This is a genomic window from Sneathiella aquimaris, from assembly GCF_026409565.1.
In the GTDB taxonomy this organism is placed as follows: domain Bacteria; phylum Pseudomonadota; class Alphaproteobacteria; order Sneathiellales; family Sneathiellaceae; genus Sneathiella; species Sneathiella aquimaris.
Window position 1 is genome coordinate 1,101,274 of sequence record NZ_CP112881.1, and the last position, 21,263, is coordinate 1,122,536.

Below are 21,263 nucleotides of genomic sequence, written 5' to 3' on the forward strand. Positions count from 1 at the left end.
CCTCTTTATCCTTTGATAGAGACACGGTTAGGACGTCACAATATTTGCCGCAGATTCAGGGAGCTCTTCACCGAAGCTTCGCTGATAGTATTCTGCAACAATCGGGCGTTCCATTTCATCGCATTTGTTCAGGAACGTGACCCTGAATGCAAATCCAACATCCCCGAAAATCTCTGCATTTTCAGCCCAGGTAATCACTGACCGGGGACTCATGACAGTTGAAATGTCACCAGAGATGAAACCAGACCGGCTTAATTCGGCGCAAGCGATCATCGAGCGAATTGTCTTGCGCCCTTCTTCTGTGTCGTAAGACGGCAATTTGGCGATAACAATTTCCGTTTCGTGGGCTTCTGGCAGATAGTTCAACGTCGTAACGATGTTCCAACGGTCCATCTGGCCTTGGTTTAACTGTTGTGTGCCATGGTAAAGCCCGGTTGTATCACCCAAACCGATTGTATTTGTGGTCGCGAACATGCGGAAAGCGGGATGCGGACGGATAACCCGGTTCTGATCGAGCAAAGTCAGTTTGCCTTCTACCTCAAGAACCCGCTGAATAACGAACATAACATCAGGGCGGCCAGCGTCATACTCATCAAAAACAATGGCTGTTGGTGATTGTAGTGCCCATGGAAGAATACCTTCGCGGAATTCCGTGATCTGTTTGCCATCTCGCAACACGATGGCATCTTTACCAACCAGATCGATACGGGAAATATGACTATCAAGATTAACCCGGATGCAAGGCCAGTTCAGTCGGGCGGCTACTTGTTCGATATGGGTCGACTTGCCGGTTCCGTGATAGCCCTGAACCATAACGCGGCGATTAAAAGCAAATCCCGCCAGAATGGCCATGGTTGTGTCATGGTCGAAAACATAAGTTGGATCCAGGTCAGGAACCAGATCTGAAGTTTGACTGAAAGCCGGGACTTCAAGGTCCGTGTCAATCTTAAAGACCTCACGGGCTGAAACCGTAGTGTCGGGAAGATTTATTTCCGGTGCGCTTCCGGCAAGTTCTAATGGCGTCATAACGTTTCCGTATCTTGAGTTTGGACTTTTTTCTTAACGGCTGAATTAGGAATTACCGTATGAAAGAAGGTGTGTATAGGCCTGATTGATTTTTTTTAATATTTCTTCTGCCTGTTTATCCCCGCCGTGAAGATCGGGATGGAATTTTTTGGCGAGCTCTTTATGCCGGCGTTTGATGTCTTTTATTTGGCAGCCCGGCTCAAGGTTGAGAACAGCAAAGGCTTCTCTATCTTTTGCATCAAAAGAAACCTCTTCTGTCGATCGACGCCGATTGGCATCGCGTTCATTGAAGTGATCATGCCCTGTTTCGCGCCTGAAATCAAATGGATCATCATACTTAAATTCGGTCTTTGAATTGTTCGCAGGAGCTCCCATTTTCCAGGTCGGGCGATGCCCGGTGATATCCTCGTCTTTATATTTGAGAATTTCATTATCCGACATTCCTTCGAAGAAGTTCCAGGATTTGTTGAATTCCCGAATATGGGCCAAACAAAACCACCGATAATCGTTGGGTGTTCCCCTGTCCATTAAGCGCGACTTGGGTGCCCGAAATTCGCCGGGCTCCTGACATTGCTGATGATCGCAAATCCGTTGCTGGGAAATGTCGTCGGCCATGGAGTGTTTAAAATCATACTTCTTCATAGCACTATTATGGGGCCGCTGCCCAGTGGAGGCAAGGCTAAGAGCTTCGAATCCGCGAAATTATGTCAGCTTTGTCACAAAAGATAAGCGCGTCTTTTAATTTTGGTACCCGGCGTAATGCTGTGGGGGCAGTTAGACCTTTTCCGTCGTGTCTTCTGTATGTTGGGAAAGGGCACGCGCCAGGTGGCTGAGCGCATCCTGATATTTTTCATTTTTGATTTGCGCAAAATTGCGGGCCATTTCAAGGCACATTCTTTGCCGGCTGGAGGTTTCAGCTGTGTCCGTCGCCTGTAGATTATCAAAGAAATAGTTGATCGGTACATTTAGCGCACTGGCGATGCTGTATAATCGACCGGCAGAAATCCGGTTGATACCACGTTCATATTTATGCGCCTGCTGGTAGGTGACACCGATAAGATTAGCCATTTGTTGCTGGGTATAACCCATTAGAATGCGTCTTTCGCGAATGCGGTTTCCGACGTGAACATCAATATGGCGGGTAAGAGGCTCTTCTTCAGACTTGCTGGAATTCGAGACGACTTTTACATGCTTTCTTACCTTGCCGTGGACAGTCATGTTTTTCTCCGGTCAATCTGGGTGGTGAATTCTGTCGAGTAGTCGCAATTTAAATTATAACTAATATAAGGTAGAATTATTAACCTGCTTATTCAATGTATAATTTCCAAAATTGAATAAATTAATCGGTATACTCGCATATGATATGTGGAAGGCGGATCTGAATCTATGATAAAGTCCTGTTTTTATATGCGTAAGAATGAAAAATGTCAGTTGCTGCTTTAATCGAACAAAAACTCAATGAAAAATTCGCTCCGACAGTCCTTGTTGTGACCGACGAGTCTGCTTTGCATGCCGGTCATGCTGGCGCCCGCCCTGGGGGTGAAAGTCATTTCAGAGTAGAAATAACATCTGCTGCCTTTAATGGTCAATCCAGAGTGGCCCGTCAGCGAATGGTGTATGGTGTTCTGAGTGACGAAATGAAAGAAACCATTCATGCACTCGCTTTGACAGTGAAAGGCGATGACGAAGGACTGTCCTGACAAGAGACCTGTCTGGCTTTTTAAATTTGAACGTTGAAGAAGTTAATTATTTCCTTATATGCAACTTATTAGTGTATTTTTAGTTGTGTATCGGAGTTATTATGAGTCATCAGCAATCCCTCATTAATCATAATATCAGTATCAAAGACCCTGAAACCGGAGAAGAACACCGGACAAGTATTCGTCTGGAAAAAATTGAGTGGGACGCCATGCGCCTCATATGTTCACGTAAAAAAATGAACATTAATCGGTATTGCTCATTGGTGGATTTCCATCCCTTGCGGGAGGAGCATTCCCGAACCTCGCGCATTCGCAGCGGGATACTGCATTACTTCATGAACAGGACGGCAGCGCTGGAGCTAGCCCAGCAAAAACAGCAGGAGCAGTGGCAAGGTCAGGAAAGAGAGCAGGGTAGAAACAAGTACAGTCCCCGCAACCTGTCCGGCCGCTCTACCATAGCGTAAGGACAGAAGATAGTTGAAGACGGCAACAGGCATTGTACATTCCAAGATAAGGACGCCTCTTGCCGTCCCTTCCAATCCAAACAGCTCAGAAAGACCCAGACCTACCAGAAAACCCATCAATAAGCGGGTCACTGACAGGATCGTGGCTTCTTTCAGATGTTGCGCGGACAGACTGGCAAGGCTCACACCAAGCGCCATCAACATCAACGGAATTGTCATGCCACCCAGAAGTTTGCTTGTGTCTATTACCCAAAGCGGCATCGGGACTTCAAACCAACGTAAGGCGAGGGAAATCGAAACCGCATAAACAAGTGGTGTTTTCAAAAACTGGGTAATGGAGCCTGAGCCTGAAGCAATCCAGACCCCAAACGTAAATTGCAGTACCGCATGAATGGTGAAAAATGCCAGCGCGAGAATTAAGCCTTCCTGCTGAAAGGCGAAATAACATAGCGGCAGTCCCATATTACCAGTGTTGGGAAACATCAGGGCAGGCAGGTAGTCGCGGTAGTCAAGCTTGAGAACCTTTAAGACGACAAATCCGATCGGTACAAATGTGATCAGGGCAATAAGGGCAATAAAGCCAAATTCAAGAAATTCGGTCAGATCCCCTTCCAACTGCACCAGCGTCGTAAAGATAAGCATTGGCGCACCGATATTGGACACAAGTCCAGTGATCGTTTCCATATGGAAAGATCGATTGGATTTGGACCAATAGTAGCCGAGGCCCGCGCAGATGACGACGGGCGCAATAATATTGAAAAGGATCTGAAACATAAGGCCGGATAGACTGAGGATTGTTTATGTATTTATACTGGCAATTTAGTAATTCTCAACTCAGTTATTTGATTTCTTTCCTTCTTTAGAATATCGAACTTAAATCCAAAATAGGTGAAAGCCTGACCGACATCGGGAATGATCTTGGCCTCATGTATGACAAGCCCTGCGATTGTTGCCGCTTCTTCATCGGGCAAGGACCAATTGCATTTACGATTGAGGTCCCGAATAGTAACAGAGCCTTGCGTAATGATTTGATCCTCCCGGATGATTTTTACGCCGGCAACGTCGATATCATGCTCATCGGAAATTTCACCGACAATTTCTTCAAGAATATCCTCAAGCGTGACCAGCCCCATCAAGGCACCATACTCATCCACTACAAGGGCAAAATGCGCCTGACGTTCCAAAAAGGAGTTCAGCTGGTTGCGCAAGGTCGTGGTTTCGGGAACGAAATAAGGCTCTGATGATATGTCTTCGATTTTCAAACCTTCATAGTCACCATGCAGCGGAATGACTGCGCGCAACAGATCTTTAGCATGAATAACACCGACGATATTTTCCGGATCTTCGCGCCACAGTGGAATTCGGGTATAAGGACTGGTCAGAACGTGATCAATTATTTCTGAAATTGGTCTTGAGGCATCAACTGTCTCAACGTTCTTGCGGTGGATCATGATTTCACTGAGCTCCACCTCATCCATATCCAAAATGGTGTCGAGCATGTATTTTTCGTGCATGATGACACCCGCATCTTCAGAATGCAGATCGATCGCGCCTCTTAGTTCATCCTGGGCAACATCTGTTAAAGAATCCGGATGGTCTTCCTGACGACCAACACCAAACATTCGCAGCGTGACATCGACAACAGCGTTCACACCCAAAACAAACGGCGACAGGATAAAAACTGCTGGACGAAGAATGGGCGCGACAAAACGGGCCACTCTAATCGGACGACGGAGGGCATAGGTTTTTGGTAGAACCTCCGCAAAAATCAACACCATCGCTGTCATGATCAATGTCGCATAGGCAACACCAATGTCACCAAATAGCGAGATCAGTAAACTGGTAGCGATGGCGGATGCCAGAATGTTAACCAGATTATTTCCCAGCAGAATTGCACTGATGAGTTTCGTGTGTTTCAAGCGAAGTTGATTAACAATAGAGGCCCGGGCATCGCCGGCCTGTTCCATTTGGTGGAGCCGGGCACGAGAGGCCGCAGTTAAGGCCGTTTCTGATCCTGAGAAAAATCCGGAGAGAAACAGAAGCAACGCAATCGCACCAATTTGCAATAAAATTTCCAAATCCATGGAACTTTTCCTTAATTCCTTTCCGTATGGGATCGGACATAGCTGTCAAGAATGTCCAAAATATCGTCTTCGTTTACGTCTTGTGTCGTAAAGGCGGCACCAATTGATTTCATCAGAATAAAGGTGAGCTTTCCTTTGTCGACTTTCTTGTCTTGATACATGTGCGCGAGAAGTTTTTTGGCATTCCAGACCACGCCCTCGATTGCGGGCAGTTCGCTCAGTAATCCGGTTTTCTGATAGTGCGCCTTCACACGTTCGCAATCCTGCCAGGTCATTAAACCCATTTTCGCGGAAAGATCCATTGCCATGAGCATTCCCACAGCTACGCCTTCACCATGGACCAGGCTTGGGCCGTACCCGGTTTCTGCCTCAAGGGCATGACCAAAGGTATGACCAAGATTAAGCAAGGCGCGGACACCGCTTTCCTTTTCATCTGCTGCGACAATATCAGCTTTTGTTTGAACGCTTGTTTTTACAGCATGAATACGGGCAGAAATTTCCCCTTCGATGATCGCCGGGCCGTATTGTTCAAGCCAGTTATAGAAATCGAAATCCCCAAGAAGTCCATATTTCACAACCTCTGCGTATCCTGCGAGAAGGTCTCGTTGTGGAAGACTATCCAGCAGAGACACATCTGCAACGACAAGTTTTGGTTGATAAAACGCACCGATTAGATTTTTGCCATGACGGGAGTTTACGCCGGTTTTACCACCGACGGAACTGTCTACTTGGGATAAAAGGGTTGTTGGTATTTGTATGAAGTCGACCCCTCGCCGAAGGGCGGAAGCTGCAAACCCTGTCAAATCACCGATGACACCGCCGCCGAAAGCAATCAGGCATTCGTCCCGCCCGATCCGGGCTTCCAGTAATCTATCCAGCAAGTCCCCAAAAAATTTGAGGTCTTTCGTTTGTTCGCCTGCCGGTAGCGTAATGCTGACCTGTTCTATACCTTCTGCCTCAAGCGTTTTTTGAAGGCGGTGCAAGTGAAGAGGGCCAACCGTTTCATCGGTTATGATGGCTACTCTTTTTTTTCGAAGCACTTCTGAGATAAGTGGTCCTGAACGGTCCAACAGGTTTCCGCCGATCACAATATTATAGGACCGTTCACCCAAGTCTACTGAGACGCGCTCGTCTTTTACCGGCTGATGGATACTGGACGCTGGAGAAGTCATTTTCTATTTCTTTAAATTAAAGGTGATTGGAATGTCTGTTTTCCAGCGCACTGATGATCCGATTAACCACATGCTCATGCGGTCCATCTGCGCTTTCAACCGTTATGTCTGCCCCACCGTAAACAGGATACCGTTTATCCATCAGATCTTTAAGAATCGTCCGTGGATTGCCGGTTTTCAGTAAAGGGCGCGTATTTCTTTTCATACACCGTTTGTACAAAGTATCCAGATCTGCCCTCAGCCAGACCGAGCATGCATATTTTGAGATCAGTGCCTGAGTTTCCTTATCCATATAAGCCCCGCCCCCGGTTGCAAGGACATGTTGGGGGCCTTCGAGCAGCCTGGAAATTACTTTACGTTCGCCGTCCCGAAAGGCGGCCTCGCCATGTTTCTCAAAAAACTCGGGGATACTTAAATTTGAGGCGGCTTCAATTTCGGTATCCGCATCCTTAAAAGGAAGGCCTAGCTGGTGTGCCAAACGCCGACCAACAGAACTTTTTCCGGCCCCCATTAGACCGACCAGTACGATGGTCTTATTCCCTATGTTTTTTTCGCTGCGATCACCCTTAATGTCTACAGTTTCCACTGGGGCGTCACGTTCACTTGTCATCATTTCACATTTCACATTTTATCAACCGACTGTACATATGGTATGTAAGGCAGTTGATGTAAATCAATAAGGCATGCTAGTTGTTTTAGCCAAACTTATGCCATAATCGCAGCATAGCAAATCAAATAGCAAGGTTATTGCAGCTCGATATCGGGTTCCAGCTGAAAAAACAGGGGTATAGTAACGAAAGATGTCAAAATTTTCACTCTTTCTTCTCTTTTTGATAACCGCCATTGTTGTGGGCGGTGGTGTATTCCTGTCGGCGTGGGATATTCCTGCGCCTACCGTACCGGTGGAAAGGGTAATTCCAAATGACCAGTTCCCGAAGTAAGCGGGCGGCACTGGCCTTTGCCATATTTGGAATGGCCCCTTTTTTGTACGCCGCGGATCTGAAATCACAGGAAAAACCGCGAAGTCTTGTGCCGGATTTTTCGGCCGGCCAGAACGATAATAAAAAAGCCGGCTCCCGTGAGACGCCATCCATACTTTTACCGGGAACAGGCACAAATCCTTCAAATAAGATCTCCTCTGAAAGAAGAACCAAAGGGGATGGTACTCTTGTGATCGAAACTCTGGACGCATTGGGGCCCGGATCGGCCGGGACATTAGGTGTTGAGCAAGGGGGACTTGGAAACCGGATGTGGGATGGGAGCCCGCCGCGACGAGTGGCGGCGTTACTGTCTCGTTTGCCCTCTTCAGTCGAATCTCCTGCAGCAAAAGACCTTTATCGGCGGTTGCTGCTCACGGGAGCCGCATTGAACGCTAATGATCCAGCAACCAGCGGTATCGTGACAATTCGTCTGAACAAGTTGGTCGAGGCCGGAATGCATGCGGACGCTCTTGCCCTTGCGGGGCGGATCCAGCAGGAAGACCTTCCTTTGGCGGCAAAGAAACATGTAGCAGAAGCATCCCTGCTGTCTGGAGATCTATCAAAAAGCTGTACTTTGGCCAGTGAACTGACCCAAAGAGGTGATGTCGATGTGTTTTGGGCCAAACTGGATAGTTTCTGTCTGATCACGGCGGGTGCGCTGGATAAGGCCGAATTGTCTGTTGCCCTGTTGGAGGAAAGAGGGATCGATGATCCTCTTTTCTTTTCTTTGTTTTCCGCATTAGCGAGCGGAACGCTCCCAAAGGGGCTGACTTTGGAAGGCGCGGATGCACTGCATATCGCCATGGCGACGGCAGCCAAAATTGAAGAACCGGAGAATAATACTGAACAGGCATATCAAGCTATCTTTGACCGCTTGGCGGGTGCGACGGTAGCTGAGGCCAAAGTCGAGATCCTGAATGAGCTTTGGAATTCTGCGCGGGTAAATGGTGATTTTGTCGCGATCAGTGCAAAGAGCATGGATGCTTTGAAAACAATTCCCCCAACCACCTATGGCTTTGAGTTTGATCTTACCGCCGTTCAGGTTTTTCTTCTTTTTGGCGAAGAAGTTCGGGCGGCGGAATGGGAAAGAGTAATCAGAAGAGGGGCTTCTCAGGGTTCAAATACTGAACGGTTGCAAGGGCGTAAAAATGTTCTTCGGCTCGATAGCTATATTCTGCTTTCAGGTATCCAGGGAATTGCCCGATGGAACAATCGTAGTTTTGCCGCTTGGTTGAACGCGACGCGGGATCTGCCTGATCAGGGCGAAAAAGCAACCTTTCTTGTTTCTTTGATGGAAGTACTGGGCTATCCGATTTCATCGGCAGACTGGGAATCTCTTCTCTTGCTGCCGTTGCCTCTTGCCGATGCCTATAGCAACCACGGACTTGAACGTAATCTAGTGGCAGCAGCATCGGAGAACAGGGTAGGAGAAACAGTGGCACTTGCCCTTTTGGCGATGGAAGATAAGGGCCCGTCGGAGGTTACAACCACCACCATGGTTGCCGTGACATCGGCACTTTTAAAGGTTGGTCTTGAAAAAGAAGCAAGACGTTTGGTTCTTGAGGCTGCTATTTCGAAGGAGCTATAACGGTTTGCACGGGCATCTACATGAAAAATTTATTGAGATGCTGGTGCTGGAGCGGAATGCGTCACCCAACACGGTCGATGGTTATCTGCGTGATTTACGGGAGCTCGATCAATATCTTGCGACAATTGGTAAAGACTGCCTGAACGTTGAGCAGCAGGATATCAGTAATTTTATTCAAACACTCGATCAACAGGGTCTAAGCTCGGCCACTCAGGCACGCCGGTTAAGTGCTGTGAAGCAATTTTTCGCCTTTCTTTTGTTAGATGATATCCGAACAGATAACCCGGCAATGAATGTTGATGCGCCGCGGACGCAACGAAAATTGCCTCAGCATCTGACCGTTTCTGAAGTGGATCGGTTATTTGACGCTGTTGAAGAAGAAATCGAAGACAGTATTCGGCTAAAGGCATTGCTGCATTTACTTTATGCAACCGGGATGCGGGTAACGGAACTGGTGACGCTGCCGTTCCCGCCAATGGCGGATGAAGATAATTTTTTGATTGTCAGGGGCAAGGGCAACAAGGAGCGACTTGTTCCTGTCAACGCAGCGGCCAAGGCGGCACTGTCAGACTATATAAAAGTTCGGAAGAATTATTGCCCGCAAGGGAGCTATTCGAAGTTTCTGTTCCCCTCGAGAAGTAAACAAGGACATCTGACGCGGCAGCGATTTGCGCAGATGCTGAAAAAACTGGCGACGCGAACAGATATCTCACCTTTGCGAGTTTCCCCGCATGCGCTTCGCCATGCATTTGCAAGTCATTTGCTGGCCAATGGCGCGGATTTGAGATCGTTGCAAAAGATGCTGGGGCACGCCGATATTTCAACAACCCAGATTTATACCCATGTTCTGCAAGAGCGCATGATTGAGCTTGTGCAAAGCCATCATCCGCTCGCAGATGCAAAATAATTTTTTGGTAAAACTTGACTCTACTACGCAGTTGCAGCAATTTTCTTGCATAACAACAACAGAAAAGCCTTTAGGTGAGGATCTGCTATGAGTTTCACTATTCCCGAATTATGTCCGTCTCGGCTCAACCGATGTGAGTTGGCTGTTCCCGGCTCCAGTCCAAAGTTTTTTGAAAAAGCAGCCAAGTCAGATGCGGATGCCATTTTTCTGGATCTGGAAGATGCCGTCGCACCAAGTGACAAAGAAAAAGCCCGGAAGAATATTATTGAAGCCCTGAACGACGTGGATTGGGGGGACAAAGTCATCTCAGTGCGTATTAATGGCCTGGATACTCATTATATGTACCGAGATGTGATTGATATCCTTGAAAAAGGCGGAGAACGCCTCGATCTGATCATGATTCCCAAGGTCGGTACCGCTTCGGACATTTATGCGCTGGATATGCTGGCAACACAGGTTGAAACGTCAGTTGGCCGCAAGAAAAAAGTTGGCTTTGAACTGATTATCGAAACAGCTTTGGGTATGCAGAATATTCATGAGATTGCTGCGGCCAGCAAACGGAACGAAAGCCTTCACTTCGGTGTGGCAGACTATGCAGCTTCTACAAAAGCACGGACAACGTCTATCGGTGGACCAAACCCGCTTTATGGTGTTTTGACAGATCCAGCGGACGACGGGTCCCGTGACTATCACTGGGGCGATATGTGGCATTATGCGATTGCACGCATGGTTGTTGCGGCGCGGGCCAATGGGCTTCGGGCGATCGATGGTCCTTTTGGTGATTTCTCTGACCCGGATGGATATAGAGCGCATGGTAATCGTGCAGCCATTCTTGGGTGCGAAGGAAAATGGGCCATTCACCCAAGTCAGATTCCTTTAGCCAACGAGATTTTTACACCTGACGAGCAGGAAGTTGCGAAAGCACGCCGCATTCTCGAAGCCATGGAAAAGGCGCAGGCAGAGGGCACAGGTGCAGTCGCGCTGGATGGCGGATTGATCGACATTGCCTCTATAAAGCAGGCTGAGGCTCTTGTTACGCAGGCTGATATCATTGCGTCACGCAAATAAAATAAAAAGAAAGGTTGGGTTTTTCCCCATCTGTTCTTAAATAAGGGCGCAACGGTTTATTGACGTAACCGTTGCGCCAATTTATTACTCATTGTCCTGAAATGCTAATTTTACCAGAGTTTGATAATGAACAACTTTCTTGATTTCGAAAAACCGATTGCTGACCTTGAAGGAAAGATCAGGGATCTTGAGGGTCTGGACAATGGGAGCGATCTCGAAATCAATGAAGATGTTGATAAGCTGCGTCAAAAAGCAAGCCAACTCTTAAAAAACACATATTCCAAACTCACTCCTTGGCAGAAGACCCAGGTCGCTCGCCATGTGGATCGTCCGAAACTCAAAGATATCACCCATCGGCTGATCGAAGGTTTTACGCCGCTGTCTGGCGATCGGAACTTTGCCGAAGATCACGCGATTGTTGGTGGGTTAGGTCGTTTCCGAGGTCAAACGGTGATGGTGATCGGTACTGAAAAGGGGTGCGATCTTGAATCCCGGTTGCACCATAATTTCGGTATGGCCCGCCCTGAAGGATATCGGAAAACCCAGCGCCTTATGAAGCTTGCCGATCAATTTGGCATTCCTATTCTTACCTTTGTTGATACTTCTGGGGCTTATCCCGGCATCGGCGCGGAAGAGCGTGGACAGGCCGAGGCGATCGCCCGAGCCATTCAGGTGAGCCTTGATATCCGGGTTCCGGTCATTGCGTCTATTGTGGGCGAAGGCGGATCGGGTGGCGCGGTTGCCTTGGCGACTGCAAACCGGGTCTTGATGCTTGAAAATGCGATTTATGCTGTTATTTCACCGGAGGGCTGTGCGGCTATTCTATGGAAAACCCGCGACCGGGCTGAGGATGCCGCGACAGCTATGAAGATTACGGCTCAGGATCTACTGCGCCTTAAAGTGATAGACCGGATTGTTGAAGAGCCTTTAGGGGGCGCACAGCGGGATATTACAGCAGCAATTGATATTTTGGGGGACGCGATCCAGGAGGAATTGAACGACTTGCTGGACCGAGAGCCCGGTACTTTAAGAGAAGAGCGTCGCCGCAAATTTCTTGCGATCGGTCGATTGGAAGATTAAGCGATCCGCATCAGATTGAAGAAAAGGAGGCTAATAAAGCCTCCTTTTTTAATGTCTTACAGTTTGCTTTTAAACGCTGCACCCAATTGTTGGACCGATGCCTGATGTGTCGACCAGTGGCGACCGCCAATCATGCCCCCATCGACAATCAGGTCAGCGGCATTAACGAACGAACTATCGTCCGAAGCAAAGAAGACTGCCGCCCGCGCGATGTCTTCTGGTAGGCCTGCTCGTGGGATCGGCTGGGCTGTTCTAAGAATATCCGCGGCGACATCTGCTGTCTCTTCGGCGGCTTTGCCTTCCAGACCAAGGGCTTTACCAAAAATGCCGGTTGCCGTTGCGCCGGGCGATATGGAGTTTACACGGATATTATTTTCGCCTAACTCCATTGCAGCACTTCGGGTCAGTTGCAGAACCGCAGATTTAGCCGCACTGTAAACCATGGAGGTGGAATACCCCGCAAGATGCCCTGCGATGCTGGCATTATTGATGATGCTGCCCGAACCCTGTTTTTTCATGATCGGGGCCACATGCTTGATCCCCAGCATTACGCCGCCGAAAAGCACAGACATTGCCTGCATTGATTTTTCATAATCAACGGTTTCGATGCTTCCAACGGGTGCGGGGCCCCCAGCATTGTTAAACAATGCATCGATCCGGCCGAACCTGCTCACCGTTTCCTGGATCATGTTTTCAACGTCTTTTTCAACAGACACATCGGCACGAATAAAATGGGCGTGCTCACCCAAACGTTCAGCGATCTCTGTCCCTTCTTTTTCGCGCCGGCCTGAAAAGGCAACTGTTGCGCCCTCTTCAATGAAAATCTCGACAGAGCGCAATCCAATCCCGCTTGTGCCCCCAGTAATTAGGGCGAATTTACCGTCTAGTTTACCCATGGGTTAGTCCTTGTTGTTACTTATTATCCCGTAGTAGAGTAGTGGAAAAGACGGGCGATAGAGAAGCAAAAAGTTTTATATAAATCAATTACGTTGGCAAAAAACCATACAGATCAATCGCCTTTCAAAATAAGATATTTCTTGATTTGGGAAGTCTAGCGGAATTAGGTATAGTAGAAAATCCAGTAGGGACCGTGAGGGGGGTCGAGTTGTGCTTTATCATTTGGTGATTATTGCTGCCTATGCTTTGACAGGCGCTGTTATTGCGCGGCAATTGCCCACCTATATGCCGAATATTGATCCCATAATCAGTTATTATGTTGGCGGGGGTTTCTTCCTCGTTTGTGCATTTCTTCATGATTTCATTAACCGCAAAGTAGAGCGCGCACAGATGAAGCGGGATATTCAGAACCTTCGGCAGCATGTCGCCGATGCTGAGTTCGGTTTGGCGCGCTTTGAAAATATTCTTGGGGGGTTGGCCGGGGATGACGCCGACATGGACGGCTTCGCTGATGAAATGAAGATGTTGCGAAAACTTCTAAACCAGCTGTCCACCGAAATGAAGAAAGACAAAATTTCAACCAGTAAACAGCCCTTGGCAAGTCAAGTTCGGGGGGACGTATCGGCACCGGTCCGGCCGCCCTTATTTGCATCAAACGGAAAGGCAGAGCAGGCAGGTCCGGATAAACATGAGATTCTTGAAATTGTTCGTTCTGGTCTTCAGGACAATCGGGTTGATTTATATCTACAGCCGATTGTGCGACTTCCTCAGCGCCGGACCCATTTCTATGAGGCCTTTTCCCGTATTCGCGGCGAAAATGGAGAAATAATCACACCGGGTCAGTATTTACCCATTGCAGAGGATGCAGGTTTTATCGGAACGATCGATAACCTGCTGCTCATTCGGTGTGTACAGTTAATCCGTCGAATTCGGCACCGTAATAGTGAAGTCGCTTTTTTCGTGAACGTATCGGCAAGAACGTTGCGCGATACAGCTTTTTTTCATCAGTTTGTTGAATTTCTGGACAGAAACAGTGACTTGAATAAAAACCTCATTCTGGAATTTTCTCAGGAGGATGTGGAAAACACAATTCCCGAGTTGGAGGGTGGGCTGAAAATGCTGGCTGAGATGGGGTTTAAGTTCTCGATGGACAGAATTACCCGGCTGGATCTGGACTTTAAAAAACTGGGCGAGGATAATTTCAGGTATCTGAAAGTTGCTGCGGCTGACTTATTGCCCGGCAGCGATGGCCTGCCAATTAATATTCATCTGGAAGATCTGCAAGAAGCGTTGGCGCGGGCGAAGATCGAGTTGATTGCCAGCATGGTAGAAGATGAAGACACCGTCATTGGTCTGTTGGATGTCGAGGTTGCTTTTGGGCAGGGGTATTTATTCGGAGTCCCGCGTCCGCCACAGCGCTCAACTGATCAGGTAACGGACGCGCAGGATTAAAATCTTCATTTGACCCCTGTAATGCAGATCGTTATTCCTGCATTCCTCTTTTAATGCCAAAAGTTGGAGTTGGTATGTCCTTTCAGTTTATGCCTGGCCTAGCGCAGATCGCAGATCAGTATGATGCCTATATTCTTGATTTGTGGGGGGTTGTACATGATGGAACCCGACCTTATCCGGGCGCATTGAATTGCATGCAGCAATTGCGGGCGAACGGAAAGCCACTTCTGCTGTTATCAAATGCTCCGCGAACAAACGGCTTCGTAGAAAATTTTCTGGAGACCCTGGGGGTCTCTCGGTCCTTTTATGATCAAATCCTGACATCTGGCGACCTCACGCGCGAAGTGTTGACAGACCGGCGGTTTGATTATTTGAAAAAAGAGAATTTGAAGTTCTATCAGTTTGGTGCGGATAAGGATCGTGGTCTGGATGACGGCCTTGATTATACCCGTGTTTTTAACGTAGCGCAGGCGGACTTCCTGATTTGTACGGGGCTTGCCCATGATGATGTTGAAACACCGGAAAATTATCGTGCTCTACTGGCAGAAGCGGCGCGTTTGAATTTACCAATGCTGTGTGCCAATCCTGATCTGACTGTTATGAAGGGGGACAGGATGCTGTATTGCGCTGGTGCCCTTGCGGCATTGTATGAAGAGTTGGGCGGACAGGTGACCTTATTTGGAAAGCCTTACGCCAACGCTTATGAGCAATCAATGCAAAAGCTGGGGGTCTCTGATCCGTCAAAGATTTTGGCTGTTGGGGATAGTATGCGAACGGATATCAAGGGAGCCAATGGCATGCAGATTGATTGCGTTCTTTGCAGCGGGGGGATTCATGCGGAAGAGTGGGGGCTAACAGACGGTGGGTGCCCAACTGACGGGCAGGTGAAAGCGCTGGTTGATCTACATGGCTTTTCCCCGACCTATGTTGTCGGTCACATGACATGGTAACAAAAAAAGCCACCCGCTTGAGGTGGCTTTTTCGTTTGTATCTTTAGTGGCTAATTAAACAGAGCGTCAATATCGTCCTGATCGATATTTTCGTCGCCTGAAGAAGCTTTTTTAGGTTTTTCCGATGGCGCCGCTTTCTTTTCCGGGCCGTCGGCATTTTCTTCAGAGGCATCGGACGCTGTGTCGCCAAACATATCGTCAACATATTGCTGATCAATACCTTCGCCGGCTAAGGCAGGACCATTTAATAACCCTGACTCCTCATCCTGCTCCTCGCTAGGCGGGGTTTCCTCTGGCGGCGCATCCTTACGATGGCCCCACGCAGTGGTCAGGCGGTCCAGATACTGTTCAATATATTCAAGCGTTGAAACGACTTTGCTAATTCGTTGCCCGGTAATATCTTGAAACGAACACGCTTCAAAGATCTCCATGCAAGCATCGTTGACAACGTTGGCTTCTACAACACCAGCGGACATAATCCGTTCAGCGGCAGACATTATCGTATCCGTCGCAGACTCAGTCGCCAACACAATGGCATCTAATTCCTTCCCGGCACGAGGGAGTTTGTCAGATTTCAGATCGTTCGGGCGAATCTGGGAAATCTCTGATCTCGCAGATACAATAAAGTCTACAAGATCCTGACAATCTTTGTGCAGGTGAGCAATTTCAGCTCTAAGTACGGCGACTTCGTCATTTCCGGCCATTAGAAATCGCCTATGACGCTCGCCATCTTCGTCTTTAGGGTCGCTGCGTTGAATGGCTTAACAATATAATTATTCACCCCTGCTTTTTTAGCGGCGATAACGTTTTCTGTTTTGGATTCTGCGGTGATCATAATGAACGGAGTCGCTTTCAGCGCTTCGTCAGCGCGGACTTCTTTCAGCAGTTCAAACCCGGTCATCGGTTCCATGTTCCAGTCTGAGATCACAAGACCATAGGAACGTCCGCGCATTTTTGTAAGCGCAGCAGAGCCGTCCGCAGCTTCATCAACATTGTCAAAGCCTAATTGCTTGAGCAGGTTACGAATGATCCGCAGCATAGTCTTGTAGTCATCGATGATCAGGATCGGCATGTTCATGTCGACAGCCATAGAAATACCCTCTTTAAATAAAGCTTCTTCTAAATCGTTTCAAAAACGGCAAGCACATTGCCATCTCCATGCAGGCAAATTTACGAAGGGAAACTAAAAAAATGGTTAATGTCGTGCCTGATCGATAAAATTTCTTGCTAATTTTTTTCTGTCGGCTCGCTGGAGGGCTTGGGAATCCTGTTTTTGGCGCAGTATTTCTTGCCCTAATACTAAAAGAAGTCTTATATATCGCAGCGCAAAATAAAATAAATCCGGGGTGAAACATGTCATTGTATGAAGAGTTGCATGGGTATTTTTTAGAAGATTTGTCGGTCGGAATGCAGGCTCAATATGCCAAAACAGTTACCGAGGCTGATATTATTCTTTTCTCCGGTGTTTCAGGCGATACAAATCCCGTGCATTTAAATGCCGAGTTTGCAGCGCAGACCATGTTTAAAGAGCGAATTGCTCACGGTATGCTTTCAGCAAGTTTTCTGTCGACGATTTTTGGGACCAAGTTGCCGGGACCGGGTGCTATCTATATGAACCAGAACTTGAATTTTAAAGCGCCGGTCTGCATCGGAGACACTGTGGTGGCTGAGGTTACTTTGCGAGAAATCAATGGGAAACGGGTGTCGTTTGATTGTAAATGTTCTATTGGCGATACGGTCGTTCTTGATGGCGAGGCAACGCTGATGGTATCAAAGCGCCCTGAATAATAATAAAAAAATGTAAAGCTAAGCTGGAGTTTTGGAATGCGCGTAATGCGAAAATATACGGATGTGCCGCCAGACGTTAAAGGTCTGGTTCTGGCTATTGGAAATTTTGATGGCGTCCACCGTGGCCACCAGTCCGTGATCGCGCAGGCTCAGGAAAAAGCCAAAGAAAAAGGCGTTTTGTCAGGCGTTCTGACGTTTGAGCCGCATTCACGCGAGTTTTTTGCACCGGATGCCCCTCCCTTTCGTTTGTCGAATCTGGAAACGAAAGCGGCCCATCTGAACTGGCTTAAAGTCGACGTGATGGTTGCTTTGAAGTTTGATCTGGAATTTTCCCAAAAATCAGCAGAACGGTTTGTCAAGGATGTGCTTGTTGACGGTTTCGGCGTGTCCCACGTTGTTGTCGGATACGATTTTATTTTTGGGCATAAGCGTCAGGGGACGACGGTTCTGCTCGCTGAACTTGGGCGTCAATTTGGCTTTGGCGTAACGGTTGTCGAGCCGGTGGGTGAAGAGACCGTAATTTTCTCGTCTACCGCCATACGTGAAAGTCTCGCACAAGGGAACCCCTTGAAGGCCGCCAAATTGCTGGGGCATTGGTGGGAGGTCGAAGGACGGGTCGTTGAGGGGGATAAGCGCGGGCGGACCATCGGGTTTCCGACCGCTAACATACCGATTACCCACTACCACCCGCCAAAGTTAGGGGTTTATGCGGTGCGTGTCGGACTACATGAAGCGGGCAGTACCACTTGGGTGGATGGCGTAGCCAACTATGGGAACCGACCGACATTTGACAAGAAAGACGTTCTCTTGGAAGTCCACCTTCTGGATTTTAATGAAACACTCTATGGCCGTAAAATCCGTGTTGCGTTTGTTGACTTTATTCGCGAAGAGAAAAAGTTCTCTGGCATTGACGAATTGGAGGCGCAGATTATTCGGGACGTTGCATCCGCCCGTCAGATTTTGAACGACCCTGCGAACAGCCAAACCAAATATGCGGATAAAAACAATCATGCGGCAGAGAATTGATTGTTTCGCGCCATATTCTGTAAAAGGATATCTCGACAGTATATCTGTGAATTGATACAACGAGCGTCATGAAATTTAAAAAGCGTATATGGATAGGCATCCTGCCCGTTGGTGGCACACTTTGCCGAATTATTGTCCCGGCCTTTCAAGGATAAGGTCGGGTAATGTTGGCTGTGCCGGTTTCTTGCCAGAACGCCGCTTTTCGGGATCCACTGTCCCGCTCACACTTCGTTATAATAGATTACTGTTAGGATCAGTTTGCCCCTATGAGCACTGACTATAAATCAACACTTTTCCTCCCGACAACAAGCTTTCCAATGAAGGCCGGTTTGCCCAACAAAGAACCCGCCATTCTGGAACGCTGGGAAAAAATAGATTTGTTCCGCAAACTTCGCGAACAATCGAAAGATCGGGAACAGTTTGTTCTTCATGATGGCCCTCCCTACGCAAATGGTCATTTGCATATGGGACATGCGGTCAATAAAGTCCTGAAAGATGTCATCAATAGAAGCCAGCAGATGCAGGGTAAAAATGCCCATTATGTTCCCGGTTGGGATTGTCATGGTTTGCCGATTGAATGGAAGATTGAGGAAAAATACCGCAAAGCAGGTAAAGACAAGGACGATGTACCTGTTGTTGAATTCCGCAAAGAATGCCGGGACTTTGCTGCAGAATGGATCGATATTCAGCGCGAAGAGTTTAAGCGCCTTGGTGTGACCGCTGACTGGGAAAATCCTTATATCACCATGAGCTTTGATGCCGAAGCGCAAATTGTTCGTGAATTGTTGAAATTTGCAATGAACGGCGGGTTGTATCGCGGCTCTAAGCCGGTTATGTGGTCCCCGGTTGAAAAAACGGCACTGGCCGAGGCTGAGGTCGAATATCACGATCATGTCTCGACAACGATCTATGTTCGCTTCCCTGTGGAGCAGAGGGCTGATTTCATGGAAGGCGCCAGTATCGTTATCTGGACAACCACGCCATGGACGATGCCCGGTAACCGTGCCATTTCCTATGGTGCTGAAATCGATTATGTCGGTGTTCAGGTGACAGCGGTTGCGGAAGACAGCCTTGGTAAGGTTGGCGAAAAATTCTTCGTGGCTGAGGCCTTGCTCGAAGACTTGAAGTCAGAAGCAGGTATTACGGAAACAGACACATTTTGGACAGGTAAAGGCTCCGCGTTTGCCGATGTTATTTGCCGCCACCCGTTTGCGGGCCAAGGATATGATTTCCCCGTACCATTGCTGGATGGTGATCATGTTACGGTGGATGCCGGTACGGGCTTTGTTCACACTGCCCCTGGCCATGGTCAGGAAGATTTCGAGGTCTGCAAAGAGCATAATATCGAAATCCCTCAGACTGTGGATGAAGATGGTACATTCTTCAAACATGTTCCGATGTTTGCGGGGGAGCATGTGTATAAATGCAATGACCATGTGGCCGATGAGCTGCAAGCCGCGGGCGCATTGCTGAAACGCGGTAAAATCAAGCACTCCTACCCGCATTCATGGCGTTCAAAAGCACCGTTGATTTTCAGAAATACCAGCCAATGGTTCGTATCGATGGAAACCAATGATTTGCGGAAGAAAGCCCTGAAGGCCATCGACGACACCAAATGGTATCCTAAATCAGGACATCGCCGACTTTATACGATGGTGGAAAGCCGGCCGGACTGGGTCCTGTCACGGCAACGCGCGTGGGGTGTGCCGATCACGGTTTTTGCGCATAAAGAAACCGGCGAAATTATCCGCGACGAAGACGTTAACGGCCGGATCGTTGATGCGATGGAAGCCGAAGGTGCAGATGCATGGTTTGCCTCTGATGCCAGCCGTTTCCTCGGGGACAAATATGATCCTGATGATTACGAGCAGATCATGGATATTCTGGATGTATGGTTCGATTCAGGGAGTACCCATGCCTTTACTCTGGAAAACCGTCCAGAGATGAAATGGCCTGCAGATCTGTATCTGGAAGGCACGGACCAGCATCGTGGATGGTTCCATTCTTCTCTTTTGGAATCTTGTGGTACTCGCGGACGTGCGCCGTATGATGGCGTTCTGACGCATGGCTTTGTGATGGATGGCAAAGGACGGAAAATGTCCAAGTCATTGGGGAATACCGTTGTTCCTGAGAAAATCATCAAGCAGAGTGGCGCTGATATCCTGCGGCTTTGGGTGGTGGCGTCTGATTACACCGAAGACATGCGGATTGGTAATGAAATTATTCAGGGCCAGGTTGACAGTTATCGTCGCCTGAGAAACACCCTGCGGTTCATTCTTGGTAATCTGGCGGACTGGGATGATGCAGAAAAAGTTGATGTTGCAGACATGCCGGAATTGGAGCAATGGGTGCTTCACCGTCTTTCCGTTCTGGACGAGCAAGTTCGCAAAAATTGCAATGAATATGAGTTCAGCCGGATGTTCTCGGCTGTACAGAATTTCTGTACCCTTGAACTGTCTGCCTTCTATTTCGACATCAGAAAAGACGTTTTATACTGCGATGGTGTGAACGATGTCCGCCGCCGCGCGGCTCGGACTGTTCTGGATCAATTGTTCCATTGTCTGACTGCCTGGTTGGCCCCGGTTCTGGTTTTCACCGCTGAAGAAACCTGGCAGGCCCGCTTCCCGGATGAAGACTACAGTGTTCATATGAACCAGTTCCCCGACATCCCCGCAAGTTGGCGCAACGAGGTCTTGGATGAAAAGTGGTCTCAGGTCCGGTCGTTCCGTCGTGTTGTCACAGGCGCGCTGGAAATTGAACGCCGCGAAAAAAGAATTGGGTCCAGTTTGCAGGCGGCGCCAGCGGTGTTTGTGAACGAAGATTACTATTCACTCCTTGAAGCTTTGCCACTTGATGATATCTGTATTACGTCTGGCTTGACGCTTGTTCGGGATGCTGCTCCTGAAGATGCCTTCACTTTGGAGGATGTTGACGGGGTTGCGGTTGTTCCGGCGATAGCTCAAGGTGAAAAATGCCAGCGTTGCTGGAAGGTGCTGGACGAAGTGGGTAAACAGCAAGACCATGACGATCTGTGCGGTCGGTGTGCAGATGTTGTGAGCAGCCTGTCGACATAAAGGATAT

21 protein-coding genes are annotated in these 21,263 nt (G+C 48.3%); 11 read left to right on the plus strand and 10 right to left on the minus strand.

The genetic code is table 11. The features are described 5' to 3' along the window. Positions 1–27 precede the first annotated feature (27 nt). The 3 genes from cobS to OIR97_RS05010 all read right to left on the minus strand — a co-directional run bounded on the left by cobS (position 28) and on the right by OIR97_RS05010 (position 2,244). Entirely contained in the window at positions 28–1,026 is a 999-nt protein-coding gene (cobS, locus tag OIR97_RS05000) for a cobaltochelatase subunit CobS (RefSeq protein ID WP_169544494.1), read from the minus strand. A 45-nt stretch (positions 1,027–1,071) separates the two neighbouring features. Further along, positions 1,072–1,668 (minus strand): J domain-containing protein, encoded by a 597-nt coding sequence (locus OIR97_RS05005; protein WP_169544495.1) that lies wholly within the window; start codon positions 1,666–1,668, stop codon positions 1,072–1,074. Positions 1,669–1,800: 132 nt separating this feature from the next. After that, entirely contained in the window at positions 1,801–2,244 is a 444-nt protein-coding gene (locus OIR97_RS05010) for a helix-turn-helix domain-containing protein (RefSeq protein WP_169544496.1), read from the minus strand. A gap of 206 nt (positions 2,245–2,450) precedes the next feature. On the opposite strand from OIR97_RS05010, the gene OIR97_RS05015 reads away from it, so the two are divergent. Further along, a complete protein-coding gene (locus tag OIR97_RS05015) occupies positions 2,451–2,726 on the plus strand; it encodes a BolA family protein (protein ID WP_169544497.1) in 276 nt (91 codons plus the stop codon). A gap of 209 nt (positions 2,727–2,935) precedes the next feature. After that, on the plus strand, positions 2,936–3,190 hold the full coding sequence (locus OIR97_RS18780) for a hypothetical protein (protein ID WP_407696674.1): 255 nt from the start codon (positions 2,936–2,938) through the stop codon (positions 3,188–3,190). Here OIR97_RS18780 and OIR97_RS05020 read toward each other — a convergent pair. Genes OIR97_RS05020 through OIR97_RS05035 form a run of 4 tightly spaced genes read right to left on the minus strand, consistent with a single transcriptional unit; the run spans position 3,086 to position 7,059 of the window. Beyond that, on the minus strand, positions 3,086–3,964 hold the full coding sequence (locus tag OIR97_RS05020; protein WP_169544499.1) for an AEC family transporter: 879 nt from the start codon (positions 3,962–3,964) through the stop codon (positions 3,086–3,088). The genes OIR97_RS18780 and OIR97_RS05020 overlap by 105 nt on opposite strands. Positions 3,965–3,996: 32 nt before the next feature. Then, positions 3,997–5,274: an HlyC/CorC family transporter gene (locus OIR97_RS05025; protein ID WP_169544500.1), complete on the minus strand. Its 1,278-nt coding sequence runs from the start codon at positions 5,272–5,274 to the stop codon at positions 3,997–3,999. 11 nt (positions 5,275–5,285) lie between these two features. Further along, positions 5,286–6,446, minus strand: coding sequence for a 3-dehydroquinate synthase (aroB, locus tag OIR97_RS05030; RefSeq protein WP_169544501.1), 1,161 nt, complete (start codon positions 6,444–6,446; stop codon positions 5,286–5,288). A gap of 16 nt (positions 6,447–6,462) precedes the next feature. Then, complete coding sequence (locus OIR97_RS05035) at positions 6,463–7,059, minus strand: shikimate kinase (protein WP_219821659.1); 597 nt, start codon at positions 7,057–7,059, stop codon at positions 6,463–6,465. 308 nt (positions 7,060–7,367) lie between these two features. Between OIR97_RS05035 and OIR97_RS05040 the strand changes: the two genes are divergently transcribed. The 4 genes from OIR97_RS05040 (at position 7,368) to OIR97_RS05055 (ending at position 12,069) form a co-directional block, all read left to right on the plus strand. Beyond that, positions 7,368–9,014, plus strand: a complete 1,647-nt coding sequence (locus OIR97_RS05040) for a hypothetical protein (protein ID WP_169544502.1) — start codon at positions 7,368–7,370, stop codon at positions 9,012–9,014. A 4-nt stretch (positions 9,015–9,018) separates the two neighbouring features. After that, a complete protein-coding gene (gene xerD, locus OIR97_RS05045) occupies positions 9,019–9,921 on the plus strand; it encodes a site-specific tyrosine recombinase XerD (protein WP_219821660.1) in 903 nt (300 codons plus the stop codon). A gap of 87 nt (positions 9,922–10,008) precedes the next feature. After that, positions 10,009–10,989, plus strand: coding sequence for an HpcH/HpaI aldolase/citrate lyase family protein (locus tag OIR97_RS05050; protein ID WP_169544503.1), 981 nt, complete (start codon positions 10,009–10,011; stop codon positions 10,987–10,989). A gap of 126 nt (positions 10,990–11,115) precedes the next feature. Then, a complete protein-coding gene (locus tag OIR97_RS05055; protein ID WP_169544504.1) occupies positions 11,116–12,069 on the plus strand; it encodes an acetyl-CoA carboxylase carboxyltransferase subunit alpha in 954 nt (317 codons plus the stop codon). Positions 12,070–12,125: 56 nt separating this feature from the next. Here OIR97_RS05055 and OIR97_RS05060 read toward each other — a convergent pair whose 3' ends face one another. Then, on the minus strand, positions 12,126–12,965 hold the full coding sequence (locus tag OIR97_RS05060) for an SDR family NAD(P)-dependent oxidoreductase (RefSeq protein WP_169544505.1): 840 nt from the start codon (positions 12,963–12,965) through the stop codon (positions 12,126–12,128). Positions 12,966–13,176: 211 nt separating this feature from the next. Here OIR97_RS05060 and OIR97_RS05065 point away from each other — a divergent pair, with 211 nt between their 5' ends. Then, positions 13,177–14,418 (plus strand): EAL domain-containing protein, encoded by a 1,242-nt coding sequence (locus OIR97_RS05065; RefSeq protein ID WP_169544506.1) that lies wholly within the window; start codon positions 13,177–13,179, stop codon positions 14,416–14,418. A gap of 74 nt (positions 14,419–14,492) precedes the next feature. After that, complete coding sequence (locus tag OIR97_RS05070) at positions 14,493–15,368, plus strand: TIGR01459 family HAD-type hydrolase (protein WP_169544507.1); 876 nt, start codon at positions 14,493–14,495, stop codon at positions 15,366–15,368. Positions 15,369–15,418: 50 nt separating this feature from the next. On the opposite strand, the gene OIR97_RS05075 is transcribed toward OIR97_RS05070, so the two are convergent. Then, positions 15,419–16,072 carry a protein phosphatase CheZ gene (locus OIR97_RS05075; protein ID WP_169544508.1) on the minus strand — a complete coding sequence of 218 codons (654 nt, stop codon included), beginning with the start codon at positions 16,070–16,072 and terminating at the stop codon, positions 15,419–15,421. Continuing rightward, entirely contained in the window at positions 16,072–16,458 is a 387-nt protein-coding gene (locus tag OIR97_RS05080) for a response regulator (RefSeq protein ID WP_169544509.1), read from the minus strand. The genes OIR97_RS05075 and OIR97_RS05080 overlap by 1 nt, the downstream gene beginning before the upstream one ends. Positions 16,459–16,721: 263 nt before the next feature. Between OIR97_RS05080 and OIR97_RS05085 the strand changes: the two genes are divergently transcribed. From OIR97_RS05085 to ileS, 3 genes are all read left to right on the plus strand, one after another. Next, on the plus strand, positions 16,722–17,156 hold the full coding sequence (locus tag OIR97_RS05085) for a MaoC family dehydratase (RefSeq protein ID WP_169544510.1): 435 nt from the start codon (positions 16,722–16,724) through the stop codon (positions 17,154–17,156). A gap of 36 nt (positions 17,157–17,192) precedes the next feature. Beyond that, complete coding sequence (locus tag OIR97_RS05090) at positions 17,193–18,182, plus strand: bifunctional riboflavin kinase/FAD synthetase (RefSeq protein WP_169544511.1); 990 nt, start codon at positions 17,193–17,195, stop codon at positions 18,180–18,182. 266 nt (positions 18,183–18,448) lie between these two features. Then, positions 18,449–21,256: an isoleucine--tRNA ligase gene (gene ileS / locus OIR97_RS05095; RefSeq protein WP_169544512.1), complete on the plus strand. Its 2,808-nt coding sequence runs from the start codon at positions 18,449–18,451 to the stop codon at positions 21,254–21,256. Positions 21,257–21,263 lie beyond the last annotated feature (7 nt).

What these genes read in the sequence shown, in the direction of transcription:
- OIR97_RS05050 (WP_169544503.1), top strand. Translation starts at nt 10,009, where the DNA reads ATGAGTTTCACTATTCCCGAATTATGTCCGTCTCGGCTCAACCGATGT.
- OIR97_RS05010 (WP_169544496.1), bottom strand. Translation starts at nt 2,244, where the DNA reads ATGACTGTCCACGGCAAGGTAAGAAAGCATGTAAAAGTCGTCTCGAAT.
- OIR97_RS05025 (WP_169544500.1), bottom strand. Translation starts at nt 5,274, where the DNA reads ATGGATTTGGAAATTTTATTGCAAATTGGTGCGATTGCGTTGCTTCTG.
- OIR97_RS05060 (WP_169544505.1), bottom strand. Translation starts at nt 12,965, where the DNA reads ATGGGTAAACTAGACGGTAAATTCGCCCTAATTACTGGGGGCACAAGC.
- OIR97_RS05090 (WP_169544511.1), top strand. Translation starts at nt 17,193, where the DNA reads ATGCGCGTAATGCGAAAATATACGGATGTGCCGCCAGACGTTAAAGGT.
- OIR97_RS18780 (WP_407696674.1), top strand. Translation starts at nt 2,936, where the DNA reads ATGCGCCTCATATGTTCACGTAAAAAAATGAACATTAATCGGTATTGC.
- cobS (WP_169544494.1), bottom strand. Translation starts at nt 1,026, where the DNA reads ATGACGCCATTAGAACTTGCCGGAAGCGCACCGGAAATAAATCTTCCC.
- ileS (WP_169544512.1), top strand. Translation starts at nt 18,449, where the DNA reads ATGAGCACTGACTATAAATCAACACTTTTCCTCCCGACAACAAGCTTT.
- aroB (WP_169544501.1), bottom strand. Translation starts at nt 6,446, where the DNA reads ATGACTTCTCCAGCGTCCAGTATCCATCAGCCGGTAAAAGACGAGCGC.
- OIR97_RS05085 (WP_169544510.1), top strand. Translation starts at nt 16,722, where the DNA reads ATGTCATTGTATGAAGAGTTGCATGGGTATTTTTTAGAAGATTTGTCG.
- OIR97_RS05015 (WP_169544497.1), top strand. Translation starts at nt 2,451, where the DNA reads ATGTCAGTTGCTGCTTTAATCGAACAAAAACTCAATGAAAAATTCGCT.
- OIR97_RS05075 (WP_169544508.1), bottom strand. Translation starts at nt 16,072, where the DNA reads ATGGCCGGAAATGACGAAGTCGCCGTACTTAGAGCTGAAATTGCTCAC.
- OIR97_RS05035 (WP_219821659.1), bottom strand. Translation starts at nt 7,059, where the DNA reads ATGATGACAAGTGAACGTGACGCCCCAGTGGAAACTGTAGACATTAAG.
- OIR97_RS05070 (WP_169544507.1), top strand. Translation starts at nt 14,493, where the DNA reads ATGTCCTTTCAGTTTATGCCTGGCCTAGCGCAGATCGCAGATCAGTAT.
- OIR97_RS05055 (WP_169544504.1), top strand. Translation starts at nt 11,116, where the DNA reads ATGAACAACTTTCTTGATTTCGAAAAACCGATTGCTGACCTTGAAGGA.
- OIR97_RS05020 (WP_169544499.1), bottom strand. Translation starts at nt 3,964, where the DNA reads ATGTTTCAGATCCTTTTCAATATTATTGCGCCCGTCGTCATCTGCGCG.
- OIR97_RS05080 (WP_169544509.1), bottom strand. Translation starts at nt 16,458, where the DNA reads ATGGCTGTCGACATGAACATGCCGATCCTGATCATCGATGACTACAAG.
- OIR97_RS05040 (WP_169544502.1), top strand. Translation starts at nt 7,368, where the DNA reads ATGACCAGTTCCCGAAGTAAGCGGGCGGCACTGGCCTTTGCCATATTT.
- OIR97_RS05005 (WP_169544495.1), bottom strand. Translation starts at nt 1,668, where the DNA reads ATGAAGAAGTATGATTTTAAACACTCCATGGCCGACGACATTTCCCAG.